This window comes from Mesorhizobium sp. WSM3873 (assembly GCF_001672445.1).
Lineage (GTDB): Bacteria > Pseudomonadota > Alphaproteobacteria > Rhizobiales > Rhizobiaceae > Mesorhizobium.
Map to the genome: position 1 here is coordinate 60,085 of NZ_LYTM01000057.1, position 21,173 is coordinate 81,257.

Sequence of the window (21,173 nt, forward strand, 5' to 3'; positions counted from 1 at the left end):
TCCACGCTCATCTGTATGATGACCGCATCGACCTCTTCCTCGGGCCGGACCAGGTGATGACCACCAACCGGATCCGCGTCAGACAACCCGGTTGGGGCACAGTATCGATTTCCGGCACTTCGTTGCGAACCTGAAGCGCAAGCCCCAGGCGTCGCTGATCGTACTGTTGCGCGTGACGTCCGGACCAGGGTGAAATCGGTCGTTTGCCGCGGCGGGAGCGGCTTGAGCGAAATCGCGGCTGCCCCGGCGTCGCAGAGCCTGGTCGGGGCGCCGCTTCAGGTGGCCATGAGGGGCTTCGATCGATCCGTTCTCATGGGCTTCGCCGCGGCTGTTGCGGGTGGCGCACATTCCGTAATGGCGACACAGAGCCTGGTAGCTTCGGGTGAAATCGCACTGGGCGTCGGCATCGAGGTTCTTGCAGGCGGCCGAGAGCGAGTCACTGCGGTGTTCCGCCGGCACACCACCCAGCCTCCACAGGGCATCCTGCAATGTTCCGACAAGGCGGTGAAGCTCTCTCCGCCGAATAGAGGAGTTGCTCAAGATCGATGGCATCCTGTCCGTTACCATCTTCGAGACCGTGCAGGACGAGTTCGGGGGAGGATGCCGTTCCCGACGGCGTGAGGCGCACCCTTGAGCGCCGGATTGTCCAGTGGAGGGCGCTGAGCGGGGGCGAGAAGGAGATCATCTTCGCGCAGCGTCACGCGATCGGCCGACAGGGACTGTCGGACTTTACCATCTGCGACGATCTGCGCATCACCATGGGCGGCGAGTGCTTCGGCCATCGCCTCTTCCATTTCTGTCTTCGCCTGTAGCGGTTGGGAACATGCAGCGGTCGTGCAACAAGGATCCGCGCCTCCATCAAAGCAAAATCGCGCGGCCACACCTGTTCGAGAGGGTCTGGCCCGGTTCGCCAGTGGCGCTCGCGCGATCCGACGCTCGCTGCGGTCGGTGATACCGGCCTTATTTGGGGACCAGTATCGATCAATGAAGCGGATGAGCTTGCTTCTGAAGTCCGCCCTTTGCAGTTCGGGAATCGCACCTGATTCCTCCAAGCAAGAGCTGCAGGGTGGTTCGATCCGGCACTGATCCTTGCGCAGGGGGTTGGGTTTGAGCCGGTGCCGGACCGAACCGTCTCAGAGGGCAACGCCGGCTATGTCGTGGATGATTGGGGCGACCGCGGCTAAACGGTGGCGATGATGTGTCACGGAACCACCGTTTCCAACACGCACCTGCCAAACGTGACCAGACGTTTCCGACGGCGCGGCGCAGCTCGGCTTTGCGGTTCGGCCGTGACCCGCGATGTTGGCTGTTGGAAGAGTACGACCGATCACAGCGGTCGGGATGAAGGATAGGGAAACACTTACAAATAGTGATTCCGCAGCACATACGAGCGATTCACGCACAGTGACCAGCCGCGCGGCTCGACCGGCGCGAACTCGACCAGATCCCCCTGAGGGACGTGGATCATCGCCACACCTAACTCTTGAGGCAAAACGCCGTGGCGCCATCGCTCTCTGTCGAGTCGACCGAGGTTCCGACAGCAATGCTGCGTTTCTGGGCGGCGGCCGCGACGACGAGATCTCCTGGATGTGGGAGGACTGCAAAGAATTGGGGCAATGGTGGGCTGCAGTACACGCTCATCGAACCACCCGCCCTTGTGAAAGACCAGCGAGCTATGTCGATTACAATGCCTTCTTGAAGAGGGAGACTGAGGCGGAGATCCTCTGGCACAGGAGATCGGGCCGGACGTGCTGGTGCACGGCGAGTTCGAACGAAACGACATGGTGCAGCATTTCGGCGAGCAGCTGTCCGGTCGCCTTCACCCAACGCGGCTGGGTGTACAAGTTATTGCCCCGCCACCTGCGCACTCCCATCTTCACCGACGCATCGCGGCCTGATCCGATGACGTCGCGCTGGTGGCATTGGCCCAGTCGATGACGGAAACCAATGCTCACGCGCCCGACGCGATCGCTATTTTCCCAAGATCTGCGATTGAGGTCGAGGTGTTGCCGCCGTTTCAGTGGGTAAGAGGGGATAAGCTATCTTCGGTAGCTTTCCGGTCAGTGAATTAAGGAAGGCAACGATCCGGTCGACTTCGTATTGCGTTAATTCTTCGCCAAGCTGCGTGGTCCCCATGGTGGCGACGGCCTGTCTCAGGTCCCAAACCTTGCCCGAATGAAAGTACGGCGCCGTGATTGCTACGTTGCGCAGCGGTGCCACGCGGAAAACATAGGAATCCTCTGGTACATTGGTGACGGCAAATCGTCCCTTGTCGTTCTCCGGCAGAACGTCGGCGCTAGGCTTCTCAACGACTCCGAACGGATAGTAGCCTTCCCCTCCAAGATTGACGCCGGAATGGCAGGACGAGCAGCCCTTTTCTATAAAAAGGGCCAGGCCCTGTTTTCCTTCGGGACCGATGGCGGTGTCATCGCCATTGAGGAAGGCGTCGAAGGGCGCCGGCGTGACCAGTGTCGCCTCGTAGTCTGCGAGTGCATTGGCTAGATTATCGAAGGTGATGGGTTCGGCCTCCCCCGGGAAAGCTGACTGGAACCACTCCATATATTGCGGCATCGATTTGAGTGTCTCGACCACTTGGTGCGATGTGTTGGCCATCTCGGCACCGCCCTGTATCGGCCCTTTGGCCTGAGCTTTCAGGTCTTCGGCGCGACCGTCCCAAAACTGCGATTTGTTGAAAACAGAGTTAAACACCGTCGGCGCGTTGCGCTGCCCCTTCTGCCAACCATGGCCAATGGAAGTTTCACGATTGTCGTCACCTCCGGTGGCCAGGTTGTGGCATGAGTTGCAAGAGAAAACGCCTGAGGACGAGAGGCGTGGATCGAAAAACAGCGCCTTGCCGAGGGCGATCTTCTCCGGCGTCCTCGGGTTGTTGGTGACCTCCGGTATGGATGGCAAGGACTTGAAGATGGCCAATGCCGTTTCTCTGAGGTCTGGCGGAATGGACTGCGCAGCAAAAGCTGTGGCTGCCACCAGCGCAACAGCCATCGCAATGAATAGAAATTTCATAAATGGATTCCTTAGGATGTGCACGGAACCATTGTCCACATGCGGCCAGCGAACGCCCTGCGCTAGATCAGCGGATCGAGGGGAATCGTGCCTGGACGACAAGTTGCGATCGACTTGTGCGTCAAGTTCTGCAAAATGGCTGGCGGTGACGGGATGCGTCCGCCGAGCAGCCCCCATGTAGCGGAGCGGCGGGCGCACCGGGCCGCGCTCAGGCGGCCAATGCCCTCAGGCTCTCCTTCTTGTCCTCGCGAGAGATGCTCCATGTTGAGGTAGCGGGTCGCCTCGAGCCAGGTCTCATGGATCTCAACCACCAGCGCCCGAACCAGCCGCATACAGCTCTGCGGATTGGAGAACCAGCCGCATACAGCCTGCGGATTGGGAAAGATGCGCACGAAAGGGCCGGCCACCGTTCTTCGCCTCGGTGAGGTCTAGCCATAGCTAGTAAAGACGCGGGTACGATCCCAGAATTCTAATGCCATCGATCGCCGCCAACGCAGCCAGCGCCGGGTTTGTCGAAACATGTCCAGCGACATCGATGACATACTGATGGGTGTCCAGCCGCTCGCATGTCGGGCGCTCATAGATGTTGAGAACGACCAAATCTTCCTTCCAGAACATCTTCAGTATATAATTGAGGTTTTGCTCTGAAACGCGGAGATGAAGTGTCGTCCGGTCGAATCCAGTCGGCGCAGGAGTCTTGCGCCCAAGCACCCACCACCGGGTTACGTTATGTAGCCCTTCTTCGATTCCTGTTCGCAAGAACTGCAGATTGTACAGCTTGGCTCCAAGTGCAGGACCAAATGCCGCTATCGAAGGAGACTTTTGCTCAGCCACGAAAGATGTCGCTCCCGTGCGGCTCTCTCGCTCAACGTTCGGCATGTTCTCGTCGAGCCACGCGGCCACCTCCTGCAAGGCTACGGGATGGCCCATTACCTTAGTGATCGTCGAGAAACTCGCATCCTCGGTTGCAATCAGGCTGTAGCTCAGGATCTTCGGATACTCGGCGATGATCCTGGGAGACCTCAAGCTCAGGATTTGATCGAGGTAAGGAGTGGTTCCGACCAGAGAGGTCGTAACTGGGGCGCATGCAACGTCGACGCAGCCCTTTTCATATGTTTCGAACAATCCATCGCTGAACGGAACGAGTTCAACTTGGTCACCAAAGATGTCCAACGTGGCTTGATGTGTCCAAGTACCCTCGGGGCCAATGTACCCGGCCCTCTTGATCCCGGAGGTGTCAATCACTGGAGGCCGCTTGAATTGCTCGTTCATCCCCCGGCCACACTGGATCGAGAGAGCGTCAGACCCACATTCCAGGAACAATCACAATGGAGAGGTTCACTGCAGAACATGAGAGCCGGGGACCTGCTCCTCTTCACTCGCAAACATCTTGTTTCAGTAGGAATTAGCAGCTTCCCACAAATCTGCCCCGGTCGGCGATGGGCTCCATGTTCTTGTCCGCTCTATGCGGCGGTCGGTGGCACGTCTGCCCGAATCTTGCCGGGCAGACGCAGAAAAGTTCAGCTAGCTTTGCTGAGACTGCCAGCGGAGGACTTGCCGGTACGGCGGTCCTGTTCGATCTCGTAGTTGATCTTCTGGCCCTCATTAAGGGTCGAAAGGCCCGCTCGTTCGACAGCCGAAATGTGGACGACAACATCCTGACCACCATTGTCGGGCTGGATAAATCCAAATCCCTTGGTGCTGTTGAACCACTTTACCGTTCCGGTCGCCATAATCGTATTCCTTTGTAACCATGTCGATGTGGGCAGGCCATAAGCCAGTCCGCTTCATAGCCGAGATTTCAGGAGCAGCAAAAGCGAAAATCGCAAAAGCCCGCTCTTATCGCAAAGCGACTCGCAAGGCCCACCATGATCGCCTGTCGCCGGAAGCATCGAGCCTGGAAGCCTGCTGAGGGCTCATCCCGGCCCGGCGCTGTCCACTGATTCACTTTCTCCCAGTGAGGGTACGAGGGCGCGGCACCTTCAAAATGAGGGACGACTCACTTCGGTCGAACCTTTGCACACCGCCCGGCCACCACAACCGAAGGCAATCGATAAATCTTCGGTCGCTGCGCGGGACACTTTTTGCGACTGCGGCGCGGCCACCCGACGACATCAAGGCAACGAATTTCCTGCTCTACAATGAGGCGGTCGTCATCTCCCCCATCACTGCGCCCATCGTCATCCATATGGCGTGGTACAAGATAGGCAGCGCCGACCGGCCGCCGGGAAATCCGGCATGCGCTTTATTTCGACCTCTGATGTTCAAAGCGACGGCCAATCACCCCGCCGGCGAGTTAAAACCGCGCGGTGGCCGAGATCGGCGGTCCGCACAACGCCTTCACCTTTATACCGCGTTCTACAAAAGAGTGGCGCCCTCGGCATTGGAGCAGATAATGAGCGCTCGGACGGCGTCGGCGACGAATACGTATCCGCTCCGGTCTGCGATTCAGCGTTTATTACAGCCCCAGTTTCCTAGTCAGTTCCGCGTTCTCCTTGCGCAAGCGTTCCGCGAGCAGGCTCTTCAGTCGCTTGTTTTCTTCCTCAAGCGCGACGAGGTCCTTCAGATTGTCACCATCCGACGCAGGCGGCGCAGCCTTCTTCCATTTATAGTAGGTCTGTTCCGAGATGCCGGCCTGCTTTACGGCACCCTTGTGAGTGGCGCCGCCACCGATAGACTTCTCGATCTGGGCGAGCATCTGGGCACGCTCCTTTTCAGAGTAAATCTTCCGTCCGGTCCGCACGGCCGCTGCTGGTGCTTCCGTCGCCTGAGGCGCCGTATTGGCGGCATTCTTCCGAGCAGGCTGCCTAGGCTCACCCTTCGCCTTCCGCGACCGTGGTGCTTTCTTCTTTTCAGGCGTTTCCACTTTGGCTGCCGGTTCCGTTGCAGTTTCAGCGTCCAAGAGATTTGCCATAAGATGCTCCGCTCGCGGTTTGTGCATGTGTTCAGCATCAAGTGCTACGACGCTAGAGTCAATAAGGCGACCATTTGGCAACTCCATCTCCTTGAGTTCCCTTGTTGTCTCGGCCATTGCTGCGGAGAGATCGACATCGCCCCAGATGGAACGACCCCGTTTTTGAGAACTGCGCTTCTGTCTGATCTCCACCGTGAACGGTCGGGTCTGCCGCCTCATAGTTTCTTCCTTGTTGGATACGGATTGGTGCGGAAGTCGCGGCAGACACGAATGAACGTCTGGCCCTTCTGCTGTCGCCCGAGCTATATGCATCCGACGGCACGAGCAAGCCTGCTGGCTACTCACACCCTGAAGACCGTTTTCTATAAAGCCTGTGAGCAGGTAGGCTATGCCATCTCGGGCATCGACGAGGAGGCCGATACCCCAAAACATGGCAGCATGCAAAAGCTATTTCCCCGTGTGTCCGATAGTACTTGACGGCTTGCACGCAACTCAAAGAAGCTGCTCCAGAGCACCGATGATCTCGGTCCCGAAGCTCGGTCGCCGTAGCCGCAGAAGAGCAATGGGCCGATCCGTTTTGGCACCGCGCTGCTGGCCCTGCTATGGACGAGCGACGACGCAAACGCGAGTCCTTGCGCCTTGAATGACCTCGATGAAACCTTCCGCGGCCCAACTGGTCGTACGCGACGGTAACCGTGGTTCCCGAAACGCCGAGCTCATTCGCCAGTTCGCCGGAGGACGGCAGTTGACTGCCCCGTTCATAGACCCCGGCCAGGATCTGGTCGCGAAAAGCTTCGTAGACCTGGCGCGGGCCCAGGTCTTGCGAGCGACCTGCCGACGCGGCACGGGACTGATGGATCAACGCCGGATTGGGAATTACGTGCCCCTTATTCCACTGTTGGCCTTTGTCCGAAAAAAGGCGCCGTTAACGAAATTTTTTAACCCTCCAATGCTTAATCCCGAGACTGGAGGCGTGAGCTGATCAATGGGTGACTCAAGCATAAGCGCGTTTCCGCTGCATCGTCGGCGGAAATTGGTCGAAGGTATCGCCCGGGTTCTGGAATCCAAGAACGGGGAGGACGCCAATGCCTTCTGGCGCAGCACCGTGAAGACAATTCTCGTCCAACTGTCCCAATTAGGAATTGCACCGGGGCTCGCTGAACAGGAAATTGGAACGCTTCTCCGTGCTATCTTAGCCGATATAGCCACCCGGTCTGCGAAAGTCGAACAATAGCATCGGCTCACGCGCAAGGATTGCAGGCAGCGCCGGTGGCCGCGCCCACCTCCATTTCCGAGGTTCGCGCCCTCGACGAGGCGGCTTGCGGTCGGCTACGTGAAGCCGGCGATCTGGGTGACGACGTGCGTCTGACGGTCGAGCGCGGCGAGCGCAACTTCGCCAGCGGGGACCGCGTTATCTTCCTACGCAACGAGCGCGGCCTTGACGTCAAAAACGGCATGCTCGGGATGATCAGGTCAGCGCGCAATCCATGATCGTGCGCACCGATCACGAGCGTAGCGTCTCGTTCGACCTAAAGGATTATGACCGCATCGATCACGGCTATGCCACAACCATCCACAGGCACAGGCATGACCGTGGACCGCATACATGTGCCGGCGACGCCGGGCATGGACGCCCATGGCAGCTACGTCGCCCTGTCGCGGCACCGTGACGGCACGGACCTGCACTATGGCCGCGACGATTTCACCGATCGGGACCGGCTCACCCGCACCTGTCGCGCGACCGGGCCAAGGACATGCGTCAGATTATGAGCGCGCCGGTTCGGCGCAGCGCCATGCCTAGCGGCGGGGAATCACGTTCCGCGAGCGTGTTGCCGACATCGTGCGCAAGGTCCTGGCTGAAGACTACGAAATATGTTCGATCCGCCGCAGCGAGACAGACCGCCGAGGACGGGCAAGCGGCGTTGCGGAGAGCCCGAACCGATGCGCTCGTGCGTCATGCCCGCGCCGTGGACGCGATATTCAACGACGACGGTGCCGGCAAAGAGGCCAGCCCCGATGCTGTCGCGCGAACTGGCCGACGCCCGAAAGTCTTCGATGAGGTGCGGCCCCATGGCTGGCGCGATGCTGAGGCGGCTTACGTCAAGACTCGGAGCGTGTCGGCGAGGCCGCTGCCGGACGGATCAACCGCGTCATCCGTGCTCTCCAGCTTGAAACCGAAATCCGCACCGGTCCGAGCCGCCGTGCCGACCGCTTCGTGGAACGCTGGCACGAACTCGATCGGACCAGCCAGCATCAGTATCGGGCGGCGACATGCCCGGTTACAAGGCCACGCGATCGGCGAGGGGCGACATGGCCAAAAACCTCGAACGCGATCCGCAGCTTGAATCCATCCTCGCCAACCGTAAGGGGGACCTCGGCATCGCCTTCGAATCAGGTCGTCGTCTCGGCCTGGAACTCGCCTTCAATCACGGCATCGACATCGGAAGACCCCGGGGCATCGGACTGTAGACCCGTCCGATTAACCGCCGTCTCTACGTCGGGCTACGACGACGCGCAAAACCCTCTTGCGCGCCCATAACTGTCCGTCCTTTCTGGATCAAGAGCAGCCAGAAACAGCCGGCAGGAGGCAGCACGACCATGCCCGAACCAGACCGTATCATTCGCCTGAAAACCGTCCTTTCCCGGACCGGTCTGTCCCGATCTACAATCTATCGCAAGATCGCCGAAGGCACCTTCCCGCGCCAGATCCAAATCAGTGTCCACGGTTCAGGCTGGCATGAATCCGACATCAGTCGCTGGATCACCAATCCCGTTTCGTGGCGTCCGCAAGACCAAGGCGACAAGTTCTGATGAGGGTCCTGCCGCGGGAAGCTGGTTGATCGAGACGCGCGGTCGCCGCCTGAGCGAGCGAAGACGGCAAACCGGAAACGACAGTCGGCCTCGCGCCCATCAAAATGGGTTGCTCAAGCAAGGCAACTTTGGCGGTGGTGCCGGTGTGCGCTTGTCACGGCGTTTCGAAAGTACGTAGGATCACGTTCTTGACCTGTGGGTTCTTCAACTAGATCGCCTAACAGCGCACGTTCGCCTTGGCCTAGTTGCCGATCCGAATGCAGCAAATCAACCAATTCGGCTGCGTCGCGCAATACGGCTTTGCGGACGGCGTTGCCGAAGCTCACGTCATAGAGCTTGGTGTTTTCCCGCCCTGCAAAAATGCAGCCCAATCGCTCATCATGGTGCGGCGCTTCTCAATCATGGTTTCGCGCCGGTATGCGGCCTCCACGTCGCTGCTGATGGCGTGGGCGAGTGCAAATTCCCGCATATCTCGGGGATAGTCGGACAACTCCCCTGCCCAATCAGAAAACGTTGGCATTGGATGATGCGAATTGCAACGGCGCGAGACAGCCATTTCAGATTAACACGTTGATATGTCTATATGGTTTGCACTTGTTGAGACAACTTGAGATCGCGATATGGCTGTCGCTGGAACACGCATTCTGGCCAGGGTCAACGCGCTGACCAGCGCATCGATCTGGGCTTGAGCGCCCAGCGCCACCGCGACCGTCAAGAGCAGTTCGGCAGTGCAGGAGACAATCAGCCTAGGGAAGGCGCTGGCGCATAGGGTTCGCGCTTTACGCTCATCGATAAGAGCGACACCACCGACTTCGACGGCAAGGTGACGGTCCTTCGCGCGAAAAGGAAGGCTCACGCCACGATCAAGCGATCAGATATCAACGTATTTACGCTACAAGCGGCTGCGCAGCCGCGTGACCATTTCTATCGACGATTGGCAATGACAAAGAGGGCTCGTAAGTCCCGCCGTTGGCTCCATCAAAATCGAACTCGTACAGCGTGAGCGGTCCGATAGCGGTCGCGCGCTGACCGAGGAAGAACGAAAAAGCTCCCGGCACAGCCATGAACAAATGAATCCGCTGTCCAGGCGCGGCATCGCGCAGAGACTTGATCCTGGCGACCAGAGACTCCGCCAGCTCAAACGCGTGATGGCCGCATGTGACAGCGCGGGCGCCCGGCGCCGTTGCGATGCGTGCGTCAAGCCTTGCGCGCGCTATAGGAAGCGACGCGGCCACGTATTTGGACACGGCCGCCGCTACGTCATGAGTGAGACTTACCGTGACGACTATTCCGTCTCCTTCTGCCTTGCCGTCATGCTCACCGTAGGTCCATGCAGGCCAGGCGGGATCGTGAGGCTTGTCATCGGGAGCCCATACCGCGCGGCCCGTCGTGCGCTGCTCCAGTTCGATGAGACGCCCCGATTTGATATTGAGGACTGAACCTGCGGCGAATGAAAGTGTCAGATGGGCGTCGAGGACAAGCCTTATCCGTTCACTCTCCCGCGCGGCTTCGAGAAGGAAGGTCTTCAGTGCCGGATACAGCGTCGTCTGCCAATCGGCGTCCGGCCGAATCTGGCGGTCGGTAAAACCGGGTATGAGATTGAGCACTTTGGAGCAGCGGTCTTCGAGGCGGTCAGTGGCATGCTCGAATGACTTGACGCCGTAAACCCGGGGACGACCCTCGCCGGGCTCGCCGATCAGGCTTTCTTTCTCGCAGTGGCCCCGGAAGTTGGCGCGGGTGAATTCCAGCCTGCCTTGCGCGGCCCATTGATAAACCACCTCATCGTATATGAAGGCGCTCTCGTTCGGGGGGCTGCGTCTCAGACCCACTGCCCGGAAATGCAGGTCCAGAATCTCGCGCAGTCCGTCCAGGGATTCAGACGTTTCTGAAAAAGCGAGGGTCCGCGCGAGGATGCGCAGTTCGTCATCGGTGACGCCCAAGTGCTCTCGCCAAAGCTTGCGCACCCTGCCCATCGCACTGTTATCAGTGGCGGTTCCGAAAAGCATGCCGACGCGAAGCGTATGCGAACGCTCGTTGACGAGCGCGCGCAGCGGGTCGGCGCGATCAATGCGCCAGTTGCTGGCGAGCCGGAAGCGAGTGCCCATCCCATCGGGTGCGTGGTCGCGCTGCGCCTTGATGGCGCGCTGCAGGTGAGACCGCGCCGTCGCGCCGAGGAATGCCGGATCAGCCAGACTGGCATGGCCGTAGCTGTCGGGATTGACATGCCATTTGCACTGGACGTGTTCCCTTCGCAGCGGGTGCCCCTCCTGATCGAGAAGAGCCGGATCATACTCGACCCACATGTCATCGAACCCGTTCGCGCCGCTTTCGAAGCCGACCTTTACGACAGGGCCGTGGGGATCGAGAAGCAGCGCAGCCTTCTGCCAGAAAAGGCGGGCTTGATAGGCCGCTCCATCGCGGGCGACGATAACGGCTTGGGTCAAGGGTTATCCTCCGTAAAAACTGCGGTCACTTCGTCTTACCGTCGAGAAAGCGCGGCGTGGCCTTCATGGTTTGAATGATCTCAACGGCACGCTCGAACCTGACAGCTCGATCGGGATAAGCGTCGAGGATGAGTGTCGGCAGCAGGCGCTGCGTCAGGTCGGAGAAAGTGTAACCGACCGCATCCTTATCGCCGCCCGTCAATTTCACGACCTGATCGATCTGGGCCTTGTTGAAACCCAGCTCGGTCAACGGATCTTCGATCACGGCGCGGCGCTGCGTGTCGCCGGGCCTGTCGAAATCGAAAATCTCGGCGGCGCGCCGCTGTACGGCAGGGTCGATCGCCGACAATCGGTTGGTGCAAAGGACGACGGCCACCGGCAACTGCTTCTCGGCTAGCCGGTCCACGCCGCGGATAAACGCGTTGACACCCGCGCGGTCCTCGTGATGCATCTGCGCGCTTTCACGGCTTTGCGTAACAGCATCGGCCTCATCAACCAGAAAGATAATCCCGCCTGACGCCTTCCCGGACGAACGCTTGAGTTTTTCCCCTGCAAGCAGCGTGGCATCGAATGCCGCCGACAACAGTTTCGTCATCTCACCCACCTTGCCGCTGCCCCTCGTTGCAAGGGACAACGGGTAGAGTGTGACACCGATCTTCTCCTGCCGGGCGACGGCATCGCCGACGGTTTCAGAAAGAGCGGTTTTTCCCGTACCAACGTCGCCCGCCAAAATGACAAGCGGTGGGCGCCGCTCCAGATAGTCGAGCGCAACGGACGCGCCCTTGTGATGCTTCTCCGCCCACTCGCGCGGGCCAGCGGGATTGACCAGAACGCCGAGAACCTTGGCGAGACGCGCCTTTGCTTCATCAATGCCGACAAGCCGTGCGAGACGCCGCGCGGCCCCCATATCGGGAAAATCGAGCCGACGGTCGAAGAGGTCGTCAATCGAAATGGCGTCGCTCATATCTTCCTCACTGTGCTGCGGCCGAGGCCACGGCCGCCGGCGATGTAGTTGAGATCGTCCGTCCAGTACCCGGATTCGAGCGGCGGTTCGGTGCCCGAGGAACGCTGAAAGGGGCAGGCGTTCTCAATCGCCTGACGTTCGGCGGCGGTCATGTTCGACCAGTTGCTGTTGTGCATGAGAAAGGACGTGAAGGTGGCACCGGCGATGTCAAGACGCGGCCTGATCTTTCCCGGATCGTCGTCCGAGACCAGGATGCCGCCCGCAAGCGCGCGGTAGCGCACGGCGGCCTCCGTCCACTTGCCGTCGCGCTTGAAGCCATACGTAACGGACTCAACGACGTCGTGACGGAGATGCTCGACGATCTCCTTCTCATAGTTGTCGATCAAGGCCGTCGAGGGCACGCCGTTATACAGCGACTGGAACCGCAGAAGGTCCGTGGCAACCTTCGAGGCGATACGCCGGGCATGGGCGATCGTGAAGGCTTCAGTATCGGTGATGGAATAGGAGCTCATATTGCCTCACATATTGAACGTCGGGCCAAATATCTTCTGCCAATAGCGCACGGTCTCGCCCTTGGTGATCGCGCGCAGTGCTGAGTCGATCGCGTCACCCGCATCAAGGGCAGCTTCGACGATCTTCTCCTTGTTCTGCTGCGTGTAGAGGGCGCTGACGTTGTTCTTGTGATTGACAGGGTCCCAGATTCGGACAGGGGCGCCGGTCGCCACGCAGGTCGCCGGGTTGTAGTAGTCGGCAAAGGCGATAGCCGTTTCGAAGTCGTCGTTGGCTATGGAGGCGAAGACCTTGCTCAGCGCCGACGGATAATCGTTCAGCGCAAGGCCATGGTCGGCGAGATACGCGACAACCAGCTCGATCATGAAGGACTTGAACCGGAAATTTTCGTCCTGCTGCTTGCGCAGCTGGCTCCAGAACTTCATGAACCGAACGACCTGCGCGAAGTGCTTGTCGTTGGCAGACTTCCGCTTGCGGATGAACTCGAGGTGCATCGGCACGCTCGTCATCAGCTTTTCGCCGGTGTCCTGAGAGACGAGGTCGCCACGCCACTGCGGATCGCCGGCGTAAAGAATAGGGACGATGTCGACTTCGTTACCGGTGGCAATGAAGGTCACCCCGACCGAATAGGTTTTGCGCTTGATCTGTTCGGGCTTGAAATTCGGGAAAGCCTTCTCGAGCTTCTTTGCCAGCCAGTCGATCAGGTCCGAAATTTTCTCGGGCGCGGTGTCCGACGAAACGTAGCAGCCCACGTCTATATCGCTGATGGACTTCAGCGCTGTGCCCTTGGCGAGGCTTCCCGAAAGCATCATCTTGCGCAGCGCGAAGTCGGGGTGATCTGCCAGATACGTTTCTAGACGGTCGCGCAACCGGTTGGCCTGCGCACGCAAATCAGCGGCGTCGTCACGCTTCAAATTCACCCGTTCGTCGGCAAAACGAACCAGGTCCGCGTGACTTACGTGGTCGCGGCTCATGTTACGCACCCCTCTCGATTGACGATTCCCTACTCGTGGGGTAGGTTACTATATGGATCGCGTTTAGCTGTCAATATAGTTTCTATCCCCATCTATGAGGCTTGCAATGAATGATGAAGTGATCGGCATCCGGTGGGGCGTCGAACAACGGCTGGAATTCATAGAATTCCGCCTCTTCTGGGAAGGAGGGGTCCGCCGCAAGGACATTGTCGACATGTTCGGGGTATCTGTGCCCCAGGCGTCCAAAGACTTGACGCTTTATCAGGAGCAGGCGCCGGGAAACGTAGAATATGACAAGAGTGCCAAGCGTTATGTCGCTTCACACAATTTCAACCCGAAGTTTCTACAGCCCGATTCCGACGGCTATCTGTCGCGCTTGCGCTCGCTTGCCGAGGGATTGGTGAAGCCGGCCGAATCATGGATTGGCTATCGCCCCGATACGGACATAGCCCTCACTCCGCATCGAGAGGTCGAGCCAACGGCGTTGCGCGCTGTTCTCGACGCCATGCGCGATGGACAATCGATAGAGGTATTCTACCAGTCCATGAGTGAAATCCGGACCGATCCGGTATGGCGGCGGATGTCGCCCCATGCCTTCGGATATGACGGGTTTCGTTGGCATGCGCGGGCCTACTGCCATATCGACGAAAAATTCAAAGACTTTCTGCTTCCACGCATCCTTGCCGTGCGCTCCCCCGGACCTGGCGGAGCCAGCGGCAAGCACGACCTGCTGTGGCAAGAGCAAGTTGCGGTGGAGATCACACCGCATCCACAGCTCACCGAGAGCCAGAAGACCGTCGTCGCTAAGGATTATGGTATGCAGGATGGCAAAGTCGTCCTGTCCGTTCGGTTGGCCATGTTGTTTTACATCCTGAAAAGGCTCGGGTTGCTGCGCGATCCGGAGAAAGAGAAGCCCCGCGCCCAGCACATCGTTCTGCTGAACAAAGAGTATGTAATGGCGGCCCAGAAGCGCGCAGAGTTCTACGATGTCGGGGCGGCAAAGAGCGACCAGCTCAAGCAGTCATAGGCTGGCGCGTCCTGCCAACGCCGAGGCGATGGCAGGTCAGGCTCCAGGCTGGCGCCCCGAGTGCTGCTTCGCCAAGGCTTCGCTGGCTCTCGGCCTGATGGTAACGATTCTTCGCGCAAAAAGGCTCAGAGACCACACCACCAAAGCAGCCCTGTGGCCTGTCCGCTGTCGCGCCGTCGCCCACTCCTGTGAGGCGACTGACGGCTCCAGACGAAGCAGACCATTTGAGCGGTGGATGAACTACAGATTAGGGACAACAAGCCCCGCTTCCGGGTTGCGGGTTGTAGCCCAATAGCCATTATGGATCCAATCTGTGCCGGGGCCCGTATTGATGAAAACCATGTCGGCCAAGGATGCCAAGAATGCCTTCGGCATGCTGATCGATACGGCCCGCGCAGAGCCTGTCACCGTCGAGAAACACGGCCGCAAGGTCGTGGACGTCATAGCCGTCGAGGAATACGGACGGCTGGAGGCTCTGGAGCAGACCGAAACAGGTGGCGCACCGGCGCGGCCGCGAACTGAACGCTGAAAAGATAAAATGACGACAGCCGCGCCATCATTTTTTGAGAAGCCCATTCTCAACTCGCCCTATGAGGAACCGCAGCGTCATCATGCGCTCGATCCCGACGGCCAGCCTTTGAACGAACCCCCGCGAGTCGGACGGCGGCGGTCCGAACTCATTACACCTGTCCCCAAACCGCGAAAGAGAAAGCAGCGTTCAGACAAGGCGCAGGGCAAGCTGATCCTTGAGTCGGGCGATGATATTTCGACAGACGAGCAGGAATACAACCCGACCCCTATCATCAATGAAATCAGGGGACACCTCGCGGCCTGGCGGACATTGCCGCAATCAAGCTGGGGTGTAACGCCTGCGACCGCGCGCCTTCTGAATCACTGGCGCACTTATCAGTTTCAGGGCACGAAGCCGTTCTTCTGCCAGATCGAAGCCGTCGAAACGGTCATCTGGCTCACCGAAGTGGCGAAGTCCCGGAAGCAATACGCGACTATCTGGGAGCACATTCTTGGCGCGAACGAGCAGGCCAATCCCGAGCTGATCCGCATCGCTATGAAGATGGCGACCGGCGCGGGAAAGACAACGGTCATGGCCATGCTTATCGCATGGCAGACCGTTAATGCCGTCCGCTCACCGACCAGCAATACATTCTCGCGCGGCTTCCTGCTGATCGCGCCTGGCATCACCATCAAAGACCGCCTGCGCGTGCTGTTGCCGAGCGACCTGGAAAACTACTATCGGGCGCGGGAGCTGGTGCCCGGCGACATGCTTGACGATATCGGCAAGGCCAAGATCGTCATTACAAACTACCACGCCTTGCAGCTGCGCGAGGTCCTTGAGGTCAACAAGGTCGGACGCTCGCTGTTGCAAGGCCGTCATGAGCCGATCGCCACCAAGGAAACCGAAGGCCAGATGGTCCGGCGCGTCGCCGAGGAGCTGATGGGTCTCAAGAATATTGTCGTCATCAACGACGAAGCCCACCACTGCTACCGCGAGAAGCCAGGCAACGACGATCTCGAAGACCTCAAGGGCGACGAGAAGAAAGACGCCCAAAACGAAAACGATGCGGCACGGCTCTGGATCAGCGGCATCGAAACCTTCAAGCGCAAGCTGGGCGTGCGCGCCGTCTATGATCTTTCGGCGACCCCATTCTTTCTCCGCGGATCAGGCTATGCAGAAGGAACATTATTCCCCTGGACCGTGAGCGATTTCTCGCTGATGGACGCCATCGAGTGCGGCATCGTCAAGCTGCCGCGCGTACCTGTTGCAGACAATATTCCCGAAGCCGAGGTGCCGATCTTCCGCGAGTTGTGGGAGCATATCCGCGACGACATGCCGAAGAAGGGGCGCGGCAAAGGACAGGGCGACCTCGACCCGCAATCGCTCCCGGCCAAGCTCCAGACGGCGCTGGTCGCACTTTATAACCACTACCAGGAAACGTTTGAGCGCTGGCGGCAAGCCGGGATCGAATCACCCCCGGTGTTCATCGTCGTTTGCAACAACACGTCGGCTTCAAAGCTCGTCTATGAGTGGATTTCCGGGTGGCAGCGGCCGGTGGCGGAAGACTCGGCCGAACTGCGCACCGCCCACCATGGCAACCTTCAGCTCTTCAGCAACTTCGATGAGCATGGCAATCGTCTTGCACGGCCGAATACGCTTCTGATCGACAGCAAGCAGCTGGAATCCGGCGGCGCGCTCGATGACGATTTCCGCCGCGCCGCGGCGCTCGAAATCGAGCAGTACAAGCGCGAGATCGCGCAGCGATCGGGCTCTGGCGAAGTCGGAGAGATATCGGACTCCGACCTGCTGCGCGAGGTCATGAACACGGTCGGCAAGAAAGGACGGCTCGGCGAGCAGGTGCGCTGCGTGGTGTCCGTGTCCATGCTCACCGAGGGATGGGATACTAACACTGTTACGCACATTCTCGGCGTGCGCGCCTTCGGCACCCAACTGCTGTGCGAACAGGTCGTCGGGCGCGGGCTGCGCCGCTATTCCTATGACCTCAATGACGAGGGCCTGTTCAATGTTGAATATGCCGACATCATGGGCATCCCGTTCGATTTTACCGCCAAGCCCCAGGTTGCTGCGGTCAAGCCGCCCAAGAAGCTGACGCGCGTTGCGGCGGTAAAAGAGCGTGCGGCGCTGGAGATTCAATTCCCGCGTGTCGTTGGCTACCGCATCGATCTTCCCGAGGAAAAGCTCCAGGCCAATTTCAATCCGAATTCGAAGCTGGTGCTGACGCCCGACATGGTCGGGCCCGGCCAGACGCTGCTGGAAGGGATCGTCGGCGAAGGCGTCACACTGACCGTCGCCGAAATGAAGGACAAGCGGCCCAGTACCGTGTCCTATGAACTCGCCAAGTACCTTCTGTATTCGTATTTCAAGGACGCCGACGGCGAGCCGAAGCTGCATCTGTTCTATCAAATCCAGCGCATAGTCCGGCGCTGGATCGACGAGGGTTATCTGGAGTGCAAGGGCGGAACCGGCACCTGGATGCTCCAGATTTTGAGCATCGCCAGCCAGGCGGCGGAGCGCATCTATAACGCCATCGCAGCGGCAATCGGCGACGAAGAACGCATACGTGCTGTGCTTGATCCTTACAATCCGAGAGGCTCAACCCGTCATGTCGGGTTCATGACCAGCAAGGACCTGTACGCGACCTCCCCCACTAAGTGTCACATCAACTATGTCGTCTGCGACAGCGAGTGGGAGGCCGAATTCGCCCGCGCGGCGGAGGACCATCCGCGGGTAGTGAGCTACGTCAAAAACCAGGGCCTCGGGCTCGAAGTCCCGTACAAGGATGGTTCGATAGCGCGGTTTTATGTGCCGGATTTTGTCGTTCTCATCAACGATGGCCGAGGGCCGGATGACCTTCTGCGCCTTGTTGTCGAGGTGAAGGGCTACCGCCGCGAGAACGTGAAGCTGAAGTCTGAGACGATGCTCCAGAAATGGGTGCGCGGCGTCAACAATCTCGGCACCTTCGGGCGGTGGGCCTTCGAGGAATTTAACGACGTGTTTGAGATGCAAAAAGAATTTGGGGCGCTGATCGACCGGGCGGTCGTGAACAACGGTGCCGAACTTTTGAAAGAAGCGAGTGGGGCATGAGTAAGGGTAAAAAACCGGCAGGAGCACCGAAGCAGGTCGAGGCCCTTCGGCACGCTCAGGCCAAGCGCAAGAACATCCCGACTGCCGAATTGCAATCGGCGGCGCAGCGCGCTGAAGAGATCGCGCCCTTCGCTCCCGTCACATATCCGCGCCGTCATCCGTTGGCGCAGGGCGAAGCCCGGCCGCGCGATAAGGATCTTGATCCGCAGATGGTCTGGAAAGGCGCGCGCGTAAGGCTGACGGCGGATCAAATTAAGAAGGCGGCCGAGACCGGCTTCGTCGATATTTCAGACGCGCAGCTCGTCTGGCGCGGCAAGGATCAGCAGGACTGGTCCGATCTCGTGGTGCATGCGCCGCCGCTCTACATCCAGGAGAAGATTCATCCCAAGGCGATCATCGACGACCTGACCCGGCAGACGAAGGCCAAGCGGGAAGCCGACACTGACGCACCCGACCTCTTTCATGATTTCAACGGTATCGATCCCGAGGCCAAGACCGAGTTCTACGTTCATGACCAGAACTGGTCGAACCGCTTCATCCTGGGTGACAGCCTTCAGGTGATGGCGAGCCTCGCCGAGCGCGAGGGCCTGCGCGGGCAGGTGCAGTGCATTTATTTTGATCCGCCCTACGGTATCAAGTTCAATTCGAACTGGCAGGTTTCAACGCGGTCGCGCGATGTAAAAGATGGGAAGATTGAGGAGATTTCACGCGAGCCAGAGCAAGTGCGGGCGTTCCGTGACACTTGGAAGGACGGGATACATTCATATCTGACGTACTTACGTGATCGAATGACCGCCATGCGTGATCTCCTAACGGAGAGCGGAAGCATTTTCGTTCAAATAGGAGATGAGAATGTTCACCGCGTTCGCTCGGTACTAGACGAGGTTTTCGGCGAAGAAAACATCGTAAGCACTATCAGCTTCTCAAAATCGAGCAGTACAAATAGTCCGTCTGGTAAAACTCTTGTTGTTCCTTCTACAACGGATTTTATTCTGTGGTATGCGAAGAATGCTGAATCAGTAAAATACCGACCACTGTACAAAACAAAGCAGGACGGCTCATCGTTCGAACAAGTGTACCGTACCGATGCAGAAGGTAATCAGTTCACTCTCTCTGATCTGACGGCTCAAAAGCCGACGACGGTCTATACGCTGAATTTTCGAGGACGCGGGTACAGCCCGTTGCCGAGGGGGTGGCGAACTACAGCGGATGGAGCCGAAAGGCTCATCAAAGCTGACCGGATCGAGCCAGTCAAAAGCTCTGTCAGATATCGCCAGCTTCTGAGCGACTACCCCATTATCCCACAAAACAATTTTTGGGCAGACACAGGTACCGGGAGCTTCACCGAAGATAAGGTCTATGTCGTTCAAAGCGGCGTCAAAGTGGTTCAACGATGCATACTGATGGCAAGCGATCCTGGCGATCTCGTTCTCGATCCAACGTGCGGCTCTGGCACTGCTGCCACGGTCGCTGAACAATGGGGTCGCCGCTGGATCACGATTGATACGTCTCGGGTAGCGCTAGCATTAGCGCGTGCGCGCGTCATGGGAGCGAAGTATCCCTACTATCAGCTGTCGGACAGCAAAGAGGGACGGCTTAAGGAAGCCGAATTGGCGGGGAAGCTTCCGATAGACGCGTCTACACATGGTGATATCCGGCAGGGCTTTGTTTACGAGCGTGCTCCTCACATCACTTTGAAATCCATCGCTAACAACTCGGAAATCGACGTTATCTGGGAAGAGTTCCAGTCAAAGCTGGAACCCTTGCGACTCGACCTCTGTGCCGCTGTTGGAAAAGAATGGAAGGATTGGGAAATCCCGCGTGACGCAATGTCTGACTGGTCGGACAATATCAAAGGGGTACACCGAGCTTGGTGGGAATTGCGTGACGCCCGACAGAAGAAGATCGATGCATCTATTTCTAAAAGGGCAGATGTCGAGCTTCTTTACGATCGACCTTTCGAAGACAAGAACCGCGTGCGTGTCGCAGGGCCCTTCACGGTGGAAAGCCTTTCGCCGCATCGCGTTGTCCCAGCCAGTGAGATCGAGCAGATCGAGCAATTAGACGCTGCAGCAGGCAAGCGTAAGCGCACGTTGCCGAAGGGCACGGACGAGCTAAACGACTTCACGACCATGATCCTGGAACACCTCAAGTCTTCCGGCGTGCAGCAGGCCAAGAAGGATGACCGCATCGAGTTCACCGCCATCAATGGATGGCCTGGTGATTACATTGCTGGTGATGGTCGATTCATGGAGGGTGAGACGGAGAAGAGGGTCGCCGTCTTCATCGGCCCGGAGTTCGGTACCGTCAGCCGGGCGGACCTGACCGCGGCGGCCCGTGAAGCGCTCGATGCGCGGTTTGACGCGCTGATCGCCTGCGGTTTCAATTTCGAGGCTCACACATCGGAGCTGAACAAGCTGGGGCCGCTGCCGATCCTGAAAGCGAAGATGAATCCCGAGCTGCACATGTCGGACGAACTGAAAAATACAGGCGCAGGCAACCTCTTCGTCGTCTTCGGCGAGCCGGATATCAAATGGGAATTTGATAGCGACGGCGAGATCGTTGTCGAGGTTCTCGGCGTCGACGTCTTCGACCCGAAGACTGGTGACGTCCGCGCCAGCGGCAAGGATGACATCGCGGCCTGGTTCATCGACACGGACTATGACGAGACCAGCTTCTTTGTCCGCCATGCGTATTTCATGGGCGCGAACGATCCATACAAATCGTTGAAGACGGCCCTGAAAGCGGAGATCGACGAGGATGCTTGGGCAAGTCTCTACCGCGACACTTCGCGTCCGTTCGCAAGGCCGGAGACAGGGCGCTTCGCGGTCAAGGTCATTAACCACTTCGGTGACGAAGTCATGAAGGTTTTTGCGGTATAGGGGC

Annotated in this window: 17 protein-coding genes and 6 pseudogenes; 11 read left to right on the forward strand and 12 right to left on the reverse strand. The window is 58.9% G+C overall.

Annotated elements, in window-relative coordinates:
* Nucleotides 1-225 precede the first annotated feature (225 nt).
* Nucleotides 226-527: pseudogene (locus A9K71_RS31010) on the reverse strand (IS21 family transposase); the annotation flags it as partial.
* On the opposite strand from A9K71_RS31010, the pseudogene A9K71_RS32775 reads away from it, so the two are divergent.
* Together A9K71_RS32775 and A9K71_RS33045 are read left to right on the forward strand one after the other, a co-directional pair.
* Nucleotides 521-837, forward strand: a pseudogene (locus A9K71_RS32775) (IS21 family transposase); the annotation flags it as partial. The pseudogenes A9K71_RS31010 and A9K71_RS32775 sit on opposite strands and share 7 nt — an antisense overlap.
* 917 nt (nucleotides 838-1,754) lie before the next feature.
* Entirely contained in the window at nucleotides 1,755-1,898 is a 144-nt protein-coding gene (locus tag A9K71_RS33045; protein ID WP_348627043.1) for a hypothetical protein, read from the forward strand.
* Between the two features lie 73 nt (nucleotides 1,899-1,971).
* On the opposite strand, the gene A9K71_RS28780 is transcribed toward A9K71_RS33045, so the two are convergent.
* From A9K71_RS28780 to A9K71_RS28795, 4 genes and pseudogenes are all read right to left on the reverse strand, one after another.
* Nucleotides 1,972-3,024 carry a cytochrome-c peroxidase gene (locus A9K71_RS28780; RefSeq protein WP_067003862.1) on the reverse strand — a complete coding sequence of 351 codons (1,053 nt, stop codon included), beginning with the start codon at nucleotides 3,022-3,024 and terminating at the stop codon, nucleotides 1,972-1,974.
* A gap of 208 nt (nucleotides 3,025-3,232) precedes the next feature.
* A pseudogene (locus A9K71_RS32785) lies at nucleotides 3,233-3,371 on the reverse strand (IS256 family transposase); the annotation flags it as partial.
* A gap of 91 nt (nucleotides 3,372-3,462) precedes the next feature.
* The gene (locus A9K71_RS28790) at nucleotides 3,463-4,296 is read right to left on the reverse strand and encodes a prephenate dehydratase domain-containing protein (protein ID WP_067004174.1); all 834 of its coding nucleotides are present in this window, start codon (nucleotides 4,294-4,296) and stop codon (nucleotides 3,463-3,465) included.
* A 248-nt stretch (nucleotides 4,297-4,544) separates the two neighbouring features.
* Nucleotides 4,545-4,757: a cold-shock protein gene (locus A9K71_RS28795; RefSeq protein ID WP_067003866.1), complete on the reverse strand. Its 213-nt coding sequence runs from the start codon at nucleotides 4,755-4,757 to the stop codon at nucleotides 4,545-4,547.
* Between the two features lie 316 nt (nucleotides 4,758-5,073).
* On the opposite strand from A9K71_RS28795, the pseudogene A9K71_RS32790 reads away from it, so the two are divergent.
* Nucleotides 5,074-5,425 (forward strand): annotated as a pseudogene (locus tag A9K71_RS32790) (insulinase family protein); the annotation flags it as partial.
* Nucleotides 5,426-5,482: 57 nt separating this feature from the next.
* Here A9K71_RS32790 and A9K71_RS28800 read toward each other — a convergent pair.
* The gene (locus A9K71_RS28800) at nucleotides 5,483-6,157 is read right to left on the reverse strand and encodes a transposase (protein ID WP_245299824.1); all 675 of its coding nucleotides are present in this window, start codon (nucleotides 6,155-6,157) and stop codon (nucleotides 5,483-5,485) included.
* Between the two features lie 51 nt (nucleotides 6,158-6,208).
* Here A9K71_RS28800 and A9K71_RS32795 point away from each other — a divergent pair, with 51 nt between their 5' ends.
* A complete protein-coding gene (locus A9K71_RS32795; RefSeq protein WP_245299839.1) occupies nucleotides 6,209-6,415 on the forward strand; it encodes a hypothetical protein in 207 nt (68 codons plus the stop codon).
* A gap of 193 nt (nucleotides 6,416-6,608) precedes the next feature.
* Here A9K71_RS32795 and A9K71_RS32800 read toward each other — a convergent pair.
* Nucleotides 6,609-6,800: pseudogene (locus A9K71_RS32800) on the reverse strand (GntR family transcriptional regulator); the annotation flags it as partial.
* A 123-nt stretch (nucleotides 6,801-6,923) separates the two neighbouring features.
* Between A9K71_RS32800 and A9K71_RS32805 the strand changes: the two are divergent.
* The 3 genes and pseudogenes from A9K71_RS32805 (at nucleotide 6,924) to A9K71_RS31045 (ending at nucleotide 8,749) form a co-directional block, all read left to right on the forward strand.
* Nucleotides 6,924-7,172 (forward strand): DUF6074 family protein, encoded by a 249-nt coding sequence (locus A9K71_RS32805; protein WP_067003870.1) that lies wholly within the window; start codon nucleotides 6,924-6,926, stop codon nucleotides 7,170-7,172.
* Between the two features lie 59 nt (nucleotides 7,173-7,231).
* A pseudogene (locus tag A9K71_RS31040) lies at nucleotides 7,232-8,407 on the forward strand (Ti-type conjugative transfer relaxase TraA); the annotation flags it as partial.
* Nucleotides 8,408-8,536: 129 nt separating this feature from the next.
* The gene (locus A9K71_RS31045) at nucleotides 8,537-8,749 is read left to right on the forward strand and encodes an AlpA family transcriptional regulator (protein ID WP_082953618.1); all 213 of its coding nucleotides are present in this window, start codon (nucleotides 8,537-8,539) and stop codon (nucleotides 8,747-8,749) included.
* Between the two features lie 322 nt (nucleotides 8,750-9,071).
* Here A9K71_RS31045 and A9K71_RS31860 read toward each other — a convergent pair whose 3' ends face one another.
* From A9K71_RS31860 to A9K71_RS28840, 5 genes are all read right to left on the reverse strand, one after another.
* Nucleotides 9,072-9,239: a hypothetical protein gene (locus A9K71_RS31860; RefSeq protein WP_156319951.1), complete on the reverse strand. Its 168-nt coding sequence runs from the start codon at nucleotides 9,237-9,239 to the stop codon at nucleotides 9,072-9,074.
* A gap of 397 nt (nucleotides 9,240-9,636) precedes the next feature.
* On the reverse strand, nucleotides 9,637-11,193 hold the full coding sequence (locus A9K71_RS28825) for an SAVED domain-containing protein (protein WP_067003876.1): 1,557 nt from the start codon (nucleotides 11,191-11,193) through the stop codon (nucleotides 9,637-9,639).
* Between the two features lie 25 nt (nucleotides 11,194-11,218).
* On the reverse strand, nucleotides 11,219-12,157 hold the full coding sequence (locus tag A9K71_RS28830) for an AAA family ATPase (protein ID WP_067003878.1): 939 nt from the start codon (nucleotides 12,155-12,157) through the stop codon (nucleotides 11,219-11,221).
* Nucleotides 12,154-12,669, reverse strand: a complete 516-nt coding sequence (locus tag A9K71_RS28835) for a hypothetical protein (RefSeq protein WP_067003880.1) — start codon at nucleotides 12,667-12,669, stop codon at nucleotides 12,154-12,156. The genes A9K71_RS28830 and A9K71_RS28835 overlap by 4 nt, the downstream gene beginning before the upstream one ends.
* 6 nt (nucleotides 12,670-12,675) lie before the next feature.
* A complete protein-coding gene (locus A9K71_RS28840; RefSeq protein WP_067003883.1) occupies nucleotides 12,676-13,641 on the reverse strand; it encodes a CBASS oligonucleotide cyclase in 966 nt (321 codons plus the stop codon).
* Nucleotides 13,642-13,747: 106 nt separating this feature from the next.
* Between A9K71_RS28840 and A9K71_RS28845 the strand changes: the two genes are divergently transcribed.
* The 4 genes from A9K71_RS28845 (at nucleotide 13,748) to A9K71_RS28860 (ending at nucleotide 21,169) form a co-directional block, all read left to right on the forward strand.
* The gene (locus tag A9K71_RS28845) at nucleotides 13,748-14,668 is read left to right on the forward strand and encodes a WYL domain-containing protein (protein WP_067004178.1); all 921 of its coding nucleotides are present in this window, start codon (nucleotides 13,748-13,750) and stop codon (nucleotides 14,666-14,668) included.
* A 331-nt stretch (nucleotides 14,669-14,999) separates the two neighbouring features.
* A complete protein-coding gene (locus tag A9K71_RS28850) occupies nucleotides 15,000-15,197 on the forward strand; it encodes a type II toxin-antitoxin system prevent-host-death family antitoxin (RefSeq protein ID WP_067003885.1) in 198 nt (65 codons plus the stop codon).
* Nucleotides 15,198-15,206: 9 nt separating this feature from the next.
* Complete coding sequence (locus tag A9K71_RS28855; protein WP_067003887.1) at nucleotides 15,207-18,287, forward strand: DEAD/DEAH box helicase family protein; 3,081 nt, start codon at nucleotides 15,207-15,209, stop codon at nucleotides 18,285-18,287.
* Nucleotides 18,284-21,169: a site-specific DNA-methyltransferase gene (locus tag A9K71_RS28860; RefSeq protein ID WP_067003889.1), complete on the forward strand. Its 2,886-nt coding sequence runs from the start codon at nucleotides 18,284-18,286 to the stop codon at nucleotides 21,167-21,169. Before A9K71_RS28855 ends, A9K71_RS28860 begins: the two co-directional genes overlap by 4 nt.
* The last annotated feature ends 4 nt before the right edge of the window (nucleotides 21,170-21,173 follow it).